Origin of the sequence: Skermanella stibiiresistens SB22 (assembly GCF_000576635.1) — a bacterium.
In the GTDB taxonomy this organism is placed as follows: domain Bacteria; phylum Pseudomonadota; class Alphaproteobacteria; order Azospirillales; family Azospirillaceae; genus Skermanella; species Skermanella stibiiresistens.
On sequence record NZ_AVFL01000001.1, the window covers coordinates 514,532 to 528,692 of the forward strand.

12 protein-coding genes are annotated in these 14,161 nt (G+C 66.1%); 2 read left to right on the top strand and 10 right to left on the bottom strand.

Translation table 11 applies throughout. From position 1 onward, the window contains the following. Positions 1-180 precede the first annotated feature (180 nt). The 10 genes from N825_RS02200 to N825_RS02245 form a co-directional block, all read right to left on the bottom strand. On the bottom strand, positions 181-951 hold the full coding sequence (locus N825_RS02200) for an FkbM family methyltransferase (RefSeq protein ID WP_037446122.1): 771 nt from the start codon (positions 949-951) through the stop codon (positions 181-183). Further along, on the bottom strand, positions 948-2,321 hold the full coding sequence (locus N825_RS36120) for a sensor histidine kinase (RefSeq protein ID WP_051511419.1): 1,374 nt from the start codon (positions 2,319-2,321) through the stop codon (positions 948-950). The genes N825_RS02200 and N825_RS36120 overlap by 4 nt, the downstream gene beginning before the upstream one ends. Then, on the bottom strand, positions 2,321-3,169 hold the full coding sequence (locus N825_RS02210) for a PstS family phosphate ABC transporter substrate-binding protein (protein WP_037446123.1): 849 nt from the start codon (positions 3,167-3,169) through the stop codon (positions 2,321-2,323). Before N825_RS02210 ends, N825_RS36120 begins: the two co-directional genes overlap by 1 nt. 724 nt (positions 3,170-3,893) lie before the next feature. After that, positions 3,894-4,769 carry an SMP-30/gluconolactonase/LRE family protein gene (locus N825_RS02215; protein ID WP_037446124.1) on the bottom strand — a complete coding sequence of 292 codons (876 nt, stop codon included), beginning with the start codon at positions 4,767-4,769 and terminating at the stop codon, positions 3,894-3,896. A gap of 37 nt (positions 4,770-4,806) precedes the next feature. After that, positions 4,807-5,739 (bottom strand): 3,5-dioxohexanoate:acetyl-CoA acetone transferase, encoded by a 933-nt coding sequence (kce, locus tag N825_RS02220; protein ID WP_037446125.1) that lies wholly within the window; start codon positions 5,737-5,739, stop codon positions 4,807-4,809. Positions 5,740-5,773: 34 nt separating this feature from the next. Then, positions 5,774-6,724 carry a 3-hydroxyacyl-CoA dehydrogenase gene (locus N825_RS02225; RefSeq protein WP_037446605.1) on the bottom strand — a complete coding sequence of 317 codons (951 nt, stop codon included), beginning with the start codon at positions 6,722-6,724 and terminating at the stop codon, positions 5,774-5,776. Between the two features lie 10 nt (positions 6,725-6,734). Beyond that, positions 6,735-7,511, bottom strand: coding sequence for an SDR family oxidoreductase (locus tag N825_RS02230; RefSeq protein WP_037446126.1), 777 nt, complete (start codon positions 7,509-7,511; stop codon positions 6,735-6,737). A gap of 53 nt (positions 7,512-7,564) precedes the next feature. Continuing rightward, positions 7,565-9,631: an ABC transporter permease gene (locus N825_RS02235; protein ID WP_037446127.1), complete on the bottom strand. Its 2,067-nt coding sequence runs from the start codon at positions 9,629-9,631 to the stop codon at positions 7,565-7,567. After that, the gene (locus N825_RS02240; protein WP_037446128.1) at positions 9,628-11,175 is read right to left on the bottom strand and encodes a sugar ABC transporter ATP-binding protein; all 1,548 of its coding nucleotides are present in this window, start codon (positions 11,173-11,175) and stop codon (positions 9,628-9,630) included. The genes N825_RS02235 and N825_RS02240 overlap by 4 nt, the downstream gene beginning before the upstream one ends. Positions 11,176-11,227: 52 nt before the next feature. Further along, positions 11,228-12,370 (bottom strand): sugar ABC transporter substrate-binding protein, encoded by a 1,143-nt coding sequence (locus tag N825_RS02245; protein WP_037446129.1) that lies wholly within the window; start codon positions 12,368-12,370, stop codon positions 11,228-11,230. A 176-nt stretch (positions 12,371-12,546) separates the two neighbouring features. Between N825_RS02245 and N825_RS02250 the strand changes: the two genes are divergently transcribed. Together N825_RS02250 and N825_RS02255 are read left to right on the top strand one after the other, a co-directional pair. Further along, a complete protein-coding gene (locus N825_RS02250) occupies positions 12,547-13,275 on the top strand; it encodes a GntR family transcriptional regulator (RefSeq protein ID WP_084164181.1) in 729 nt (242 codons plus the stop codon). A 111-nt stretch (positions 13,276-13,386) separates the two neighbouring features. Continuing rightward, positions 13,387-14,154, top strand: coding sequence for a transporter substrate-binding domain-containing protein (locus tag N825_RS02255; protein WP_051511420.1), 768 nt, complete (start codon positions 13,387-13,389; stop codon positions 14,152-14,154). Positions 14,155-14,161: the final 7 nt, after the last annotated feature.

Sequence of the window (14,161 nt, forward strand, 5' to 3'; positions counted from 1 at the left end):
GGAACGCACGCGTGGCGGCACATGGACAACCATCCTCCCCTGACCACTCCCCCTTGACCCCGCTTTGCGCCGGGTGCGGAGAGTTCTTATCGTTAGTCTTGGGAAGGGTATGCGGACTGCTTGTGCTTTTGCAAACGAAAATTTTGAGTTCGGATTGTTGTTAAACGAAAATTTTTTCGCTCATGATGATCGAAAAGGAACATGACGGGCATAGATGTCGCCCGAGCCCTCGGCGGGACGGCGGCTCTCCAGCCAGCGCGTGATCGCGGCCTGATCGCACCAATCCTCGAACAGCAAGCGCCGCTCCTCGCCCAGCGCCACGTTGTAGCGGTGCTCGCCAAGATCGGCCAGCCGCTCCAGGCAGGCGAGTGCCCGCTCCGGTGTTTCGGGAATGAACTCGAACGAGAGGCATTCGATCGGGCGCGACAAGCCGTCGAGCACGGCGCGTTCGAACCCCTCGACATCGATCTTGCAGAATCGCGGCACGCCATGGGTCTCGATCAGCGCGTCCAGCGTGGTGACCGGGACGGTCACCCGCTCGTCCCACCGCTCACCGGGAAAGCGGGGCGACGCCGCGACCTCGGCGGCCCAGTCGGCCGACAGCGTGGACAGCGTCGGGTTGCGCCGGTTGATCATCAACTCCGCCGTGCCGGGCGCGGCACCCACCGCCTCGGCCAGGATGGTGACGCCCGGGGTGCGCTGGTAGAGCCGGCGCAGGATCGCCGCGAGGTGCGGCTGGGGCTCGACCGCGACGACCCGCGCTCTCAAGGCGGTCCAAGCCCCGACCCGGTCGCCCAAATGGGCGCCGATGTCGAAGGCGAGGTCGCCGGGTCCCAGGAACTGGCGGTGGAACGCCTTGGAGGCGCGGTGGCGCAGGGGATTGGCCCGGTAGATCACGGCGGACCGGGCGATGCCGTACAGCTTGAGGAGGGAGGCTGGCCAAGGTGTCATGCCGCGGCGGCCACCTTGGCGGCGATGGGCAGCAGGACCGTCACCGTCGTGCCGATCCCGGGCATGCTCGCGACCCGCAATTGGCCGCCGTGGAGTTCGGCCAAGGCCTTGGCCAGCGGCAACCCCAAACCGGTACCTTGGTATTTCCGCGTGTGCGAGTTGTCGACCTGCCGGAATGGCTGCATCGCGAGCGCCAAATCATGCGCGGTCATGCCAATGCCGGTATCGCTGACCGACAAGCTAATCGAATCATCGTTGAGGCGCCTTACCGCCACGGTGACGGTGCCACCGCGCGGTGTGAACTTCACGGCGTTCGACAGCAGGTTCAGTAACACCTGCTTCAGCTTCGTCGGGTCGGCGTGGATGGTGAGCCGTTCCAAATCCTGGGCATCCACGACGACCCGCAGGTCGGCGATTTCGACCCGCTCGGCGATCAGCCGCTGGCAGGGCTCGATGATCTCACCGAGTTCGATGTTCTCGAGACGCAGTTCCAGCCGCCCCGCCTCGATCTTGGAGAGGTCGAGGATGTCGTTGATGATGTTCAGTAGGAGTTTTCCGCTCTCATGAATATCCTGGGCGTATCCGGCATAGTGGCATTCACCGATCGGTCCGAAGATCCGTGCCACCATCATTTCGGAAAACCCGATGATGGCGTTGAGCGGCGTCCGCAGTTCATGGCTCATGTTGGCGAGGAATTCCGACTTGGTGCGATTCGCCAGTTCGGCTTGCCGCAACGCGCTTTCAAGGGCTTGCGCGGTTTCCTCGGCGACGATCGTCTGCTCCCGCGCGGTGGTCAATGCTACTTGATTGATGGTGATCTGGCCGCGCAAGCTCTCCTGGGTCGATTCCAGCTCGGCGACCGCGCGCCGCAAGGCCCGCAACGGCAAAAGATTGGCTGACAGATAAACGGCGGCGCCAAGGCCGAGGCCGAAGAGGGCCAGGATCGACACCTCGCTGATCAATGGATACAGACTGGCCTCCACCACCAGGGTTCCGGCCGGCTCCGCCCCCATCACGATGGCGTGGGAACGGACCAGCTTTGGACCGGGCGGGCTTTCTCCCCGTGCGAAGATCAGGTTTCCCTTCTGGTCGAAGACGAGTTGACGGACGTCGTCGCCGGGCAGGATGACGAAATCGATCAATTCCTCGAGGCGGTTCTTGGCGAAGCGCCACGCGGATCCTTGTATATACGCGTATTCCGACAGCTTGAGGGCCGCGAGGCGCGCCTGGAACTGCCGGTAAGCGACTTGGTCGCGAAAGTCGACCAGGCCGTAGCCGCTCGGCACGATGATCGCGATGATGATTCCAAGCACGAGCGCCAGTCTTCGGACCGATCGCTCCATTTGGGTGAAGACGGTCGTCTCGTCCATCAGGGCTTGTCTTCCTCGCCCCCAAGTGCTTCGAGCGCCTCCCGTCCGGCGGGTGACGTGACGAACGAGACGAATTTCAGGCCAACCGCCGACGGCCGTTCCGGCAGCAGCAGACAGATCCGATAGGGAAATGGGTAGGAGCCGTCGGCCAGGGTCTTGGCGGAGGGGGCGACACCATCGAGCCGTACCAGCCGCAGGGGCAGGTTTTCCGCGCGGACCTGAAGCAGCGAGGTTATCGCCAGCGACCCCTTGGTCCGGAGCGCCATATCGACATTCTCCTGATCGGTGGCGCCGACGGGTATGCCTTGCCGCCGGTGCGCGTCGTCCAAGGCCTCGTCCATTCCAGGCACGGCCTTGATGAGATAGGGATATTCCGAACCGGACCGCGCCCGGAGAATGATCTTCAACGGAGCCCCATCCGGCCAAGTGGCGTGGGGGTCCCGGAACAAGGCGGGCAGATCGGCGCGCCTGATACCGTCCCGCGGATCCTGATCCCGGAGCTTGTGGTTCGCGACGAAGACCAGTGCCGTGGTCAGGCAAGCGGCCTCCCCAATCCCTCTGGCGGCTTCCGCCGGCTTCAGAGCGCGGGCCGCCAGTCCAATGTCGATCACGCCTTCGGCCAGCGCCTCGATGCCACCCGCCGTCCCGAGACTCGGCAGCACCTCGACCTCGACGGTTGGATCCAGCTTCGCGAACTCGGCGCCCAGGATGCGCATGGCAGCCAGCGCGGCCCCGGTTCCGCCGATGCGGATCGTCTCATTGGCGAAGGCTGGCGAGGCCGTGGTGGAGCAGCCCAACAGGACGGCGGATGCCAGAAGTCCCGCGAAGAGGATGTTGCCGCGGCTCATGGGCCCATACTTGCTGGAGGTGAGGCCCGGCTCGAAAAATCCGCGATGTCTGGTGAAGACTCCATCGATTGCCGGGCGGGCGTCGATGGGCGGTGAACCGCCCCGATGTGGCATTATCAAAGAACCACCGGAACTACCTACAATTAGACCCTAATGTTCCACGAAACAATAAGACCTGTCTCATAGGCGCGATGTTCAATGTTATATGCGAGACCATCCAGAATGATCGAAACCTGATCGCCAATAGCGACCTTCGTCTCGGAAAAAATTAACAAATATCAATCATGAGGAGGACGGGCGGCGATAATGTCGATTACGTGCGGTTTTGAAATGATTGATTCGGCTTCTAGGTTATTTGTTTCTTCAATCAGGAAACTTTAAAGATCCCTAGTTTTTTCGTATCAACGGCAACGAACGTCAGGTGACTCCACTGGAGCGTTCCTCCGGAGGCCGGCCACGATACACGTCGCTGCGGAACACCGACGCGTCACGCCTGAAATGTCGCGGGAATCCGATTTTTCCAAAGCGAAAAGCGCCGACACGCCACAAACCGCATTGGTGAATCCAAGGTTTTCGTAGGTCGGATGCCGCCTCGCTTTATCCGACCTACGGATGGACACTCATTTCAAGCACGCCAACAAAACACGGCCAATGGAGCTTCGTTGAAGAACGCCGGACCGGGGCCGCGGTCCGGCGCCATCAGAGCCATTCGCCCAGCCACCAATCACCCGGCGAAGCGGTACTCCGGCAGGCCCTTGATGCCCAGGTCGTGGATCGCGAAGAGGGCGCCGCGGGGCTGGGGATCGTCGGGGAAGCGGGGGAGCGGCTGCTTCGACATCGAGGTCACGTAGAGGATGTCGAGGTTGGGGCCGCCGAACATCACGCTGGTGACCTTCTTGACCGGCATGTCGATCTCGCGGTCGAGCGAGCCGTCGGGGGCGAAGCGCAGCAGCTTGCCGCCATAGACCAGCGCCGACCAGACATAGCCCTCGGCGTCGACCGTGGCGCCGTCCGGGGCGCCGCCGCCCCGGCCCTTGAGCGAGGTGAAGGTGCGGCGGTTGGAGACGGCGCCGGTCTCCTGGTCGTAGTCATAGGCGCGGATCTCCTCCGACCACGTGTCGGCGAAGTAGAAGATCTTGCCGTCGGGGCTCCAGCACGGGCCATTGCTGACGATGATGCCGGTGTCCAGCTTGGTGACCTTGAGGTCGGGGTCGAGCCGGTAGAGGTTGGCGTTCGGCCCCTCCTCCATGGTGTCCATCGAGCCCGCGACGAAGCGGCCCATCCGGTCCACCTTGCCGTCGTTCAGCCGGTTGTTCGGGCTGTCGGGCTCGGGGTCGTGGATCAGCTCGACGTCACCGGTCTTGAAGTCCAGGAAGTGGAAGCCCCGCTGGAGCGAGACGACGGCGCCGCCGCCCTTGCGGAGGCACATCGACCCGATCTTCTGCGGCACGTCCCAGCAGCGCACCTCCCGGCCGTCCTCGGTCGCCCGGAAGACCCGGCCATCCTTGCTGTCGATCCAGTAAAGGCGCTGCTCGTCCACGTCCCACAACGGACCCTCGCCGAGCGTCGTCTTGACGTCGACCACGACTTCGATTCTCATGATTTCCTCCCCCTTGATCGATTTTTCGCCGCCGGCCTCAGAACGCGACCTGATCGCCGCCCTTGAGCGCCAGCATCTCGCGCGCCTCGGCGGCCGTGGCGATCTCCAGTCCCAAGCCTTCCAGGATGCCGCGCACCCGCTTGACCTGGATGGCGTTGCTCTCGGCCAGCTTGCCGGGACCGTCCCACAGGCTGTCCTCGAGCCCGACGCGGACATTGGCGCCCATGGCGGCGGCCATCGCGGCGATCGGCATCTGGTTGCGGCCGGCACCCAGCACGGACCAGCGGTATTCGTCGCCGAACAGGCGGTCAGCCGTGCGCTTCATGTGCAGCACGTCCTCGGGATGCGGGCCGATGCCCCCCAGCAGGCCGAACACGGTCTGGACGAACAGCGGACCCTTTACCAGCCCGCGATCCCGGAAATGGGCCAGGTTATAGAGGTGCGAGACGTCGTAGCACTCGAACTCGAATCTGGTGCCGTTCTCGGAACAGGTCTTCATGACGTATTCGATGTCGCTGAAGGTGTTCTTGAACACGAGGTCGCGGCTGTTCTCCAGGTGCTGGCGCTCCCACTCGAAGCGGAACTCCTTGAAGCGGTTCAGCATCGGGTACAGGCCGAAATTCATCGAGCCCATGTTGAGCGAGGCCACTTCCGGCTGAAGTTCCGCCGCCGGGCGAAGCCGCTCCTGGACCGTCATGTAGGGGGCACCACCGGTCGTCAGGTTGATGACGCAATCGGTGCGCTGCTTGATCACCTTGAGGAACGGCAGGAACGCCTCGGGCGTCTGATCCGGCTTGCCGGTCTCCGGGTCGCGGGCGTGCAGGTGGACGATCGCGGCTCCCGCCTCGGCGGCGCCGATCGCGGCATCCGCGATCTCCTCCGGCGTCACCGGCAGGTGGGGCGACATGGACGGGGTATGGATTGCGCCGGTGACGGCGCAGGTGATGATGACCTTGTTGGCCTTTGCCATATCTGTCGCTTTCTTCTCGGTTTCCAGAATGAGCCTAATTGCCAAAATCCTGGGCGGCCTTGCGCTTGTGCCGGCTCAGCGCCATCAGGCGCCGGTCGCGCCAGCGCTGGCGGTCGGCCAAGCCTTCCTTGGGAACGCGCTCGCGGCGCTGGCCCTCGACCGTGTCGAGCACGGAACCGGTCCAGTCGGCGCGGCGCTGCATCGACTTGTACAGCCGCTCGTAGAGGCCGCCATAGCGGGTGACGTAGTCGCGGACGCCGCCGGGCGCGTTGAGGTCGATCGTCTCGAACGGACCGATGAACGACCAGCGCAGCGCCAGCCCCTCGCGCAGGCCGACATCGACGTCCTCGACCGAGCAGTAGCCGTCGGCCACCAGCCGGAAAGCCTCCTCCAGCAGGGCGCCCTGGAGTCGGTTCATCACGAAGCCGTCCAACTCGCGGGTCATCACGATCGGCGATTGGCCGATGGCCCGCATGACCTCCTCGGCCTTCGCCATCGTCTCGGGCGTGGTCCAGGGAGCCGGAACCAGTTCGACGGCGGGGATCAGGTAGGGCGGATTGATCGGGTGGGCGACCAGGCAGCGGCCGCGTCCAGGCAGCTCCTCGGTGAAGGCGGAGGGGACGATGCCGGAGGTCGAGCTGGCGCAGACCGCGTCGGGCGGTGCCAGGGCGTCCAGTTCGGCCCAGACCTCCCGCTTGATCCCGACGATCTCGGGCGTGTTCTCCTGGACCCAGGAGGTGCCTTCGAGCGCTTCCGCCAGGGTCTTGGTGACACGGACGCGGGCGCCGACCTCGGCGGCCGACTGGCCGTTCAGCAGGTCCTCCGCCGCCAGATCCTCCAGCAGGGTCAGCAGGATGGCGCGGCTGGCCTCGGCGGCGCCGTCCTCGCGGTCCCACATCGCGACTTGCCAGCCGGCGCGGGAGAAGGTGATGGCCCAGGAACGGCCGATCAGGCCGGAGCCCAGGATGGTTGCCCGTTGGTTCATCGTCATGTCCTCACAGGTTCTCGACATTGCCGCAGACGCTGAGCGACTGGCCGGAGACGTTGCGGCCGGCGGGCGACGCCAGGAAGACGACCATCCCGGCGACATCCTCCGCCGTCACCATGCGGCGCAGAGACACCTTCTGGAGGTATTCCTGTTCCATCTCGGCATAGGGAACGCCGACCTGCTCGGCGCGGGCGCCGATCACCTTCTCGATTCGGGGACCGGCGACGATGCCGGGCAGGATCGCGTTGACCGAGATGCCGAACGGCCCAAGCTCCTTGGCGAGGCTCTCGGTCAGGCCGATGACGCCCCACTTGGCGGCTGAATAGGGAGTGCGGAAGGCGTAGCCGAGCCGGCCCGCGACCGACGACATGTTGACGATGGCCCCGGCGCCCGCCTGCTTCAACAGCGGAACGGCGCGGCGCGCGCACAGGAACTGGCCGGTCAGGTCGATGTCGATGCAGCGGCGCCAGTCGGCCGGGTCGATGTCCTCGATCGCCGCCGTTGGACCGGCGATGCCGGCGTTGTTGACCAGGATGTCCAGGCCACCCAGGCTGCCGCGCAGGTCTTGGAACAGGCGGTCGACCGCCGCCTCGTCGGACACGTCGGCGACCGAGGCCGTGACGCCCGGAAGGGTCTCGCGGCAGCGGGCCAGCGCCGCCTCGTCCACGTCGCAGACATGGACCTTGGCGCCGGCCTCGACCAGGGCCTTGGCGATCGCGAGGCCGATGCCGGAGGCTCCGGCGGTGACCAGGGCGCGCTGCCCGTTGGCGCGGAAGTCCGTCATGATTGTCTTCTCCCCACTTTGTTCTTCTTCGACTTGGTTTAGGCCGCGAGCGGTCAGTGCGACCGCTCGCGGAGGGCTAGCACGGCGCCCAGCACGACGGCGCCGAAGATGATGTCGCGCACCGACGACGGCAGCGTGGTGCCGGCGAGCAGCGTCGACAAGGCCATCAACAGCAGGACACCGCCAAGCATGCCGAGATAATGTCCGCGGCCCCCGGTGATCAAGGCGCCGCCGACCACCACGACCGCGATCGAGGGCAGCAGGTATTCGTCGCCCATGCCCAGGCTGGCCTGGCCGCTGAAGCAGGCCAGCAGGATGCCGACCAGGGCGGCGCAAAAACCGGACAGGGCATAGACGCCGATCAGGGTTCCTCCCACGCCGACGCCGCTGAGGCGGGCGACGGTCGGGCTGTTGCCGACGGCGTAGATGCGGCGGCCGAAGGTGGTGCGGCCCAGCAGGACGACGGCGGCGATCACGAAGACGCCGACCAGCCAGACGGCGGGTGTGACGCCCAACAGATGGCCGGTCATGACCCAGCGCATGGCGGGCGAGGCGAAGCCATCCGGCGTGCCGCCGCTATAGACCAGGGCGGCGCCTTGCAGGATGCCGTTCATGGCCAGCGTCATGACGATCGGTGGCAGGCCGAACAAGACGATGCCAACTCCGTTCAGGGCTCCCAGGCCGGTTCCCAGCGCCAGTCCCAGCGGCACCGCCCATAGGACCGCGTCGTCGGCGCCGCGCACCAGTCCGGCCACGACGATGCCGACCAGGGTGATCATCCAGGGCACCGACAGGTCCAGGCCACCGGTCAGGATCGCGGCTCCCTGCCCCAAGGCCAGGATGATCAGGAACGACGACAGCACGATCAGCGAGTTGAAGTAGCCGGGATTGGTCAGCGTGTTGCCATAGACCAGATGGGTGACACCCAAGACCAGGACGAGGCCGATCCAGGCCGGCACCATGAAGCGGAGCGTGTCGCGGTGGCGCGCCAGCCAGCTGGCGGGCACGCCCATGTCCATCTTGCGCGCCTTGGGCAGCAGGGGACGGTTGGGGGTGCCGGGATGGGCCCGGGCCAGCGTGCCGTTCGATCGGGCGCGCAGCTTCAGCAGGCCCAGGCGGATATAGGTCGCCAGGGGCGAGTGCCGGTTGAGGCTGCCGGCCAGCACCGCCAGGATGATGATGGTGCCTTCCGCGACCGAGCTGTAATAGGCCGAGACGTTGAGCACCAGCAGGATGTTGACCGCGATCATCAGGGTATAGGCGCCGATGATCGAGCCGATGGCGCCGCCGCGTCCGCCGCCCAGTACGGTCCCGCCCAAGGCGACGGCCGCGAAGATCGGCAGCAGCATGGAGCGGCCGACCAGCGGGTCCGCCGAGCCGGTCTGGGCCGAGATGAAGGCTCCGGCGGCGCCGTAGAACAGGCCGGCGACGACATAGGCGCGGAACTTGACCCAGGCGGTGGCCAAGCCGGCGGCGCGCGCCGCCTCCTCGTCGCCGCCGACGGCGTAGAGGCCGACGCCGAAGCGCGACGACTTGATCAGGGTCCAGACCAGCGCCGCGACCGCGATCCAGACGACCGGGGCCGGCAGCACGCCGGGGATCGCGTCGCCGACGAAGAAGCTCATGAATTCCGGCGCGATGGCTCCGCCCGGCTTGTCCATCAGCAGCAGGGTGATGCCCTGGACGATGAACATGGTGGACAGCGTCACGACGATCGGCTGCATCCGCAGATAGGCAACCAGGAAGCCGTTGACCGCGCCGACGGCGGCGCCGATGCCGAGCGCCACGAAGCCGAACAGGATCTGCGAGGTGATGTCGGGCCCCATGCCGTTGCCGAGCACGACGTTGACCAGGGCGATGACGGCGCCGGCCGACAGGTCGAAGCCGCCGGTCAGCACGACCACGGTCTGGCCCATGGCGGCCAGCGCCAAGGTGGCGCCGCCGCCCGACATGAAGCTGAATTCGAAATAGCTGAACGGGCCGGGGCTGATCAGATCGACCGTCAGGAACAGGGCGATGAAGACGGCCAGGGCGATCAGGATGCCGCGGTGGCGGGTCAGCGCCGGGCCGATGCCGCCGCCGCGTCGGGTGGGAGTGTGGTGGAGGGTCTGGGCGCTCATGCCGCGACCTCGCGCGCGCGTCCGGTCAAGCCGCCCAGGGCTCCATGCATGATCCGCTCCTCCTCGATCGCCTCGCCCTCCAACTCGTCCACGAAGCGGCCGCCATACATCACCAGAACGCGGTCGCACAGGTTGACCAGTTCCGCGATCTCGGTCGAATAGAACAGGACCGAACCGCCGGCTTCGACGAAGCTCCTCATCATCACGTAAAGCTGGTGCTTGGTGCCGACGTCGACGCCGCGCGTCGGGTCGAACATCAGGAGCGTGCGGCTGCCGGCGACCAGCCACTTGGCGATGGCGATCTTCTGCTGGTTGCCACCGCTGAAGGCGCCGCTGGGGGTGTGGATCGCGCGGGGGTGGACCTCGACCTGATCCAGCACCTCGGCGACCGCCGCCTTCTCCGCCTTGCCGTCGATGAAGCCGGCGCGGGAGAAGCGGTCGAGCACCGGCAGCGAGACGTTGAACTTGCCATCCAGCCGCAGGAACAGCCCCTCGGTCTTGCGGTCCTCGGGCACCAGTGAGATGCCGATATTGGCCCGGATGGCATCCTGCGGCGAGGCCAGCGTGACCGGCCGGCCATCGACCCTGATCTCGCCCGCCGTCAGCGGAATGACGCCGAACAGGGCTTGGAACAGGTCCTGCTGGCCCATGCCCTGGAGGCCGGCGATGCCCAGGATCTCGCCCGGCATCAGGTCGAACCCGGCGTCGGACAGCTTGCCGTCGGTCGCCAGCCCCTGGCCGCTCAGGACGGGGACGGCGGCGGGGTCGCGCGGCTTGACCGGCGGCTTGGGTGGGAAGGTCGCGGTCAGCGAACGGCCGATGATCATGCGGATCACCTCGTCGTCGTTGATCTCGGAGACCTCGCCGGAGCCGACGTCCTTGCCGTTCCGCAGCACGGTCAACCGGTCGCAGAACAGGCGGACCTCGGCCATGCGGTGCGAGATGAAGATGGTGGTGACGCCGTCCGCCTTCAGCCGCTCGATCAGGCCACCGAGCCAGTCGATGTCGCGGCCGGACAATGCTGAGGTCGGCTCGTCCAGCAGCAGCACGCGGGGATGGCGGAACACGGCCCGGGCGATCTCGATCTTCTGCCGCTGCGGTAGGTCGAGCGTGCCGACCTCGGCGCGCGGATTGATGCCGCCCAGGTCCAGCCGTTCCAGGTGCTCGCGGACCAGCGCCTCGCCATGGCGGCGGCGGAGCAGCCCCGCGATGCCGGTGGGCGCGTTGGGCAGCAGCAGGTTCTCGGCGACGGTCAGGTCGCGCACCAGGCTGATCTCCTGGAACGCGGTCTGGACGCCATGATGATGCGCGTCGGTCGGGCGGTTCAGGTGGACCTCGTCGCCAAAGATCCGGATCGACCCGGAGTTCGGCCGGATCAGGCCGGACAGCAGCTTGACCGTGGTGGATTTGCCGGCGCCGTTCTCGCCGAGCAGGGCGTGGGTCTCGCCCGATCGAACGCTGATGGAGGCACCGTCAAGGGCCACGGTCGGGCCGTAGGCCTTGACGATCCTGTCCATCCGCAAAGCCTCGATGGCTGCGGTCATCCGTGGGATCTCCGTGCCGGGGGGTTGTGGGCGGGGAGAAGGGTGGGATCGATTATTTCTTGGCTTCGGGCTGGCCGACCAAGGCGGCCTGCAAGGCCACTTCCGGCGTCTCGGCCGAGAAGATCGACGCGAACCAGCCGGGGTTGCTGACGATGGACGGCTGGAAGACGTTGCAGCCATTCGCCATCTCGGTCCAGGTGCCCTCGGCGCACAGCTTGGCGGTCTCGCTGGTGACGACGGGCAGCGGCAGCACCGTGTTCCTGGCGATCTCGCCGCCTTCCAGCTTCTTGACCGCCAGCTTCAGGGCAAGGGCGCCGGAATAGGGCGGCGACGCGTAGGAGATGCGGGGAGCGCCCATCGGCTTGTAGGCGCCGTTGGCGCCCTCGACCGCGGTTCCGGCGGGCAGCATCTGGACGCGGCCACCGTTGGAGCCCTCGCCGGCGCATGGCTTCAGCTTGTCCTCGGGGATGCCGGCCTCCAGTTGCATCTGGTTGGCGGTGAAGCAGCCGACCTGCATCCACAACCCGTCGATCCGGTCCCAGCCCTGGGTCGCGAGGATCTTGGACAGTTCGGTGCGGGCGACGGCCTGGCTCCACATGCCGGGCGCCTCGGCGACGATCTTCATGTCCGGGTGCTTGGAGAACACGGCCTTGGCCGCCTTGGTGCGCAGCGTGTCGACCGAGGTTCCGGGGACGCCGGTGATGGCGATGATGTTGCCCTTGCCATTCATCTTCTCGGCCAGCCATTCGGCCGTGACGCGGCCGGCCTCCTCCTGGTCGATCGAGACGTTGTAGGCGCAGGGCTCGGAGATCTCGGCGTCATAGGCGATGACGACGACACCCTTGCCGCAGGCGTTCTTGACGACCTGGTTCAGCGCGGTTGGCGAGATCGGATAGACGACGATGGCCTCCGCGCCGGCCTGGACCATGGAGTTGATCTGCTGGATCTGCTTCTGCGCGTTGGGGCCGGAGACCTGAACCTGGAGATCGACCTTGCCGGCCATGTCGGGATGGGCGGCCATGGCCTTGATCATGTTGCTCGCCTCGGCCTGCCAGTCGTTGCCGATGTAGCTCATGCTCAGGAAGATCTTGTGCTTCTTGTCCTGGGCGGCGGCGTCGCCCGGCGCCGAAACGGCGGCGCCGGTGGCCAGCAGGCCCAGGCACGCCGCGGCGATCGAATTCCTGATACGCGTCATTGTCGTTTTCTCCCTATCGACGGCTGGTTCGGTTGTTGACCGTTTTGTTCTTTTGATCATAAATCAAAGATCACGGATCAACGCAAGCCCCTTTCAACCGCCTCCCCCGAACAGCTATGGTGATCAGGCTTTGGGGGAGGCGGCTCCCGCGGGCTTCAGGAGACGAAAGCGAAGACATGGCGGTCACGACCAGCACACGAAAGGGCGCCACGCGAGCTGCCAGCGCGAAGACCGTTGGCAAGAGCCTGCCCCTGCGGCCCGTCTCCCGCGAAACGGTGCAGGACCACGTCTATCGGGAACTGAAGGAGCTGATCCTGAACGGCGGCATCGAGCCGGGCCGGACGGTGACCATCCAGAGCCTGTCCGACGCCTTCGGCGTCAGCGCCATGCCCGTTCGCGAGGCCATGCACCGGCTGGTCGCCGAGAAGGCGCTGACGGTGGTGGCCGGCCGTTCGGTCGGCATTCCTCCCTTGAGCGTCGAACGGCTGGAGGATCTGAAGCGGGTGCGGGTCGAGATCGAGGGGGTCGCCACGGAATGGGCGGCGCGCTCGATCTCCGCCGCCGATCTGGACCGTCTGGGTGAGTTGATCACCGAGATGGAGACCGCCCACGCCGCCTATGACGGACGGCGCTACGTGCCGGCCAACCGGGAGTTCCACTTCATCATCTACCGGGCGGCGGGGTCGGATTCGATGCTGTCGATCATCGAGTCGCTCTGGCTGCGGATCGGCCCCTATTTCGACTTGCTGAACGCGACCGGCAACTGGTGGGCATCCAACGTCGAACACCGCGCCATGCGTGACGCCCTGCTACGCGGCGACGGCGTCGCGGCGCGGGCGGCGCTGAAGGCCGACATCGAGGGCGCGGCGAAGGCGCTGATGGGGATACTGGAGGGGCAGGGATAGGCGAAGAGGAAGGTGCTGCGGAGGTCGTGGCCATGATTGACGGTACCTCTTTCGATCGGTAAGCTTCTCAGCACCAATCCGGTGGAAACCTGTCGGAGGCGTCGCGTGGTGATGGGACCGGTCTGGCGCCGGCTGGCTTCGCTGGCCTGCCTCATCTTGCCCCTCTTGCCGACGACTTTCGGTGCCGCGTGGGGCGAAGCGCTCCGCATCGGCACCGACGCGCGTTACCCGCCCTTCACCTATTTCACGCCCGAAGGTAGGCTCACCGGGTTCGAAGTCGATCTGGGCAATCAGATCTGCGACAATCTCGGGGTCGCCTGCCAATGGGTCGACCTGCCGTTCAGCCGCCTGATGCCGGCGCTGCGCGAGGGCAGGATCGACGCCATCATGAGCAGCCTGTCGATCACGCCGGAGCGTCGCCGGCTGGTGGCGTTCTCGACCAAATACTACTCGACCCCGATCCGGTTCGTGGTGGCGCGCGACGCGCCCGTCACGATCGACGCCGCCGGGCTGGCGGGACGTCGGATCGGCGCCATCATCGGGACCACCCATGTCGATCACCTGTTCCATGGTTTCAGCCATGCCATGGCGCCGATCCTGTTCGAGACCCAAGGCGAGATGATCGACGCCCTGATCTCCGGCGGGCTCGACCTGGTCCTGGGCGACAGTCTGGGTCTCTGGCATTTCCTCAATACGCCGCGCGGCGCAGGCTTCACTTGGGCCGGCAATCCCGTCTACGTGGATGAGGGAATCGGCATCGCGGTCCGCCAGGAGGATACCGAATTGGTCGAGAGGATCGACCGGGTGATCGACAAGTTGCTGGTCAACGGCACCTTCCTCCGCATCAACGCCCGCTACTTCCCCTTCAACATCTATTGAGACCCGC

What these genes read in the sequence shown, in the direction of transcription:
- N825_RS02200 (WP_037446122.1), bottom strand. Translation starts at nt 951, where the DNA reads ATGACACCTTGGCCAGCCTCCCTCCTCAAGCTGTACGGCATCGCCCGG.
- N825_RS36120 (WP_051511419.1), bottom strand. Translation starts at nt 2,321, where the DNA reads ATGGACGAGACGACCGTCTTCACCCAAATGGAGCGATCGGTCCGAAGA.
- N825_RS02210 (WP_037446123.1), bottom strand. Translation starts at nt 3,169, where the DNA reads ATGAGCCGCGGCAACATCCTCTTCGCGGGACTTCTGGCATCCGCCGTC.
- N825_RS02215 (WP_037446124.1), bottom strand. Translation starts at nt 4,769, where the DNA reads ATGAGAATCGAAGTCGTGGTCGACGTCAAGACGACGCTCGGCGAGGGT.
- kce (WP_037446125.1), bottom strand. Translation starts at nt 5,739, where the DNA reads ATGGCAAAGGCCAACAAGGTCATCATCACCTGCGCCGTCACCGGCGCA.
- N825_RS02225 (WP_037446605.1), bottom strand. Translation starts at nt 6,724, where the DNA reads ATGAACCAACGGGCAACCATCCTGGGCTCCGGCCTGATCGGCCGTTCC.
- N825_RS02230 (WP_037446126.1), bottom strand. Translation starts at nt 7,511, where the DNA reads ATGACGGACTTCCGCGCCAACGGGCAGCGCGCCCTGGTCACCGCCGGA.
- N825_RS02235 (WP_037446127.1), bottom strand. Translation starts at nt 9,631, where the DNA reads ATGAGCGCCCAGACCCTCCACCACACTCCCACCCGACGCGGCGGCGGC.
- N825_RS02240 (WP_037446128.1), bottom strand. Translation starts at nt 11,175, where the DNA reads ATGACCGCAGCCATCGAGGCTTTGCGGATGGACAGGATCGTCAAGGCC.
- N825_RS02245 (WP_037446129.1), bottom strand. Translation starts at nt 12,370, where the DNA reads ATGACGCGTATCAGGAATTCGATCGCCGCGGCGTGCCTGGGCCTGCTG.
- N825_RS02250 (WP_084164181.1), top strand. Translation starts at nt 12,547, where the DNA reads ATGGCGGTCACGACCAGCACACGAAAGGGCGCCACGCGAGCTGCCAGC.
- N825_RS02255 (WP_051511420.1), top strand. Translation starts at nt 13,387, where the DNA reads ATGGGACCGGTCTGGCGCCGGCTGGCTTCGCTGGCCTGCCTCATCTTG.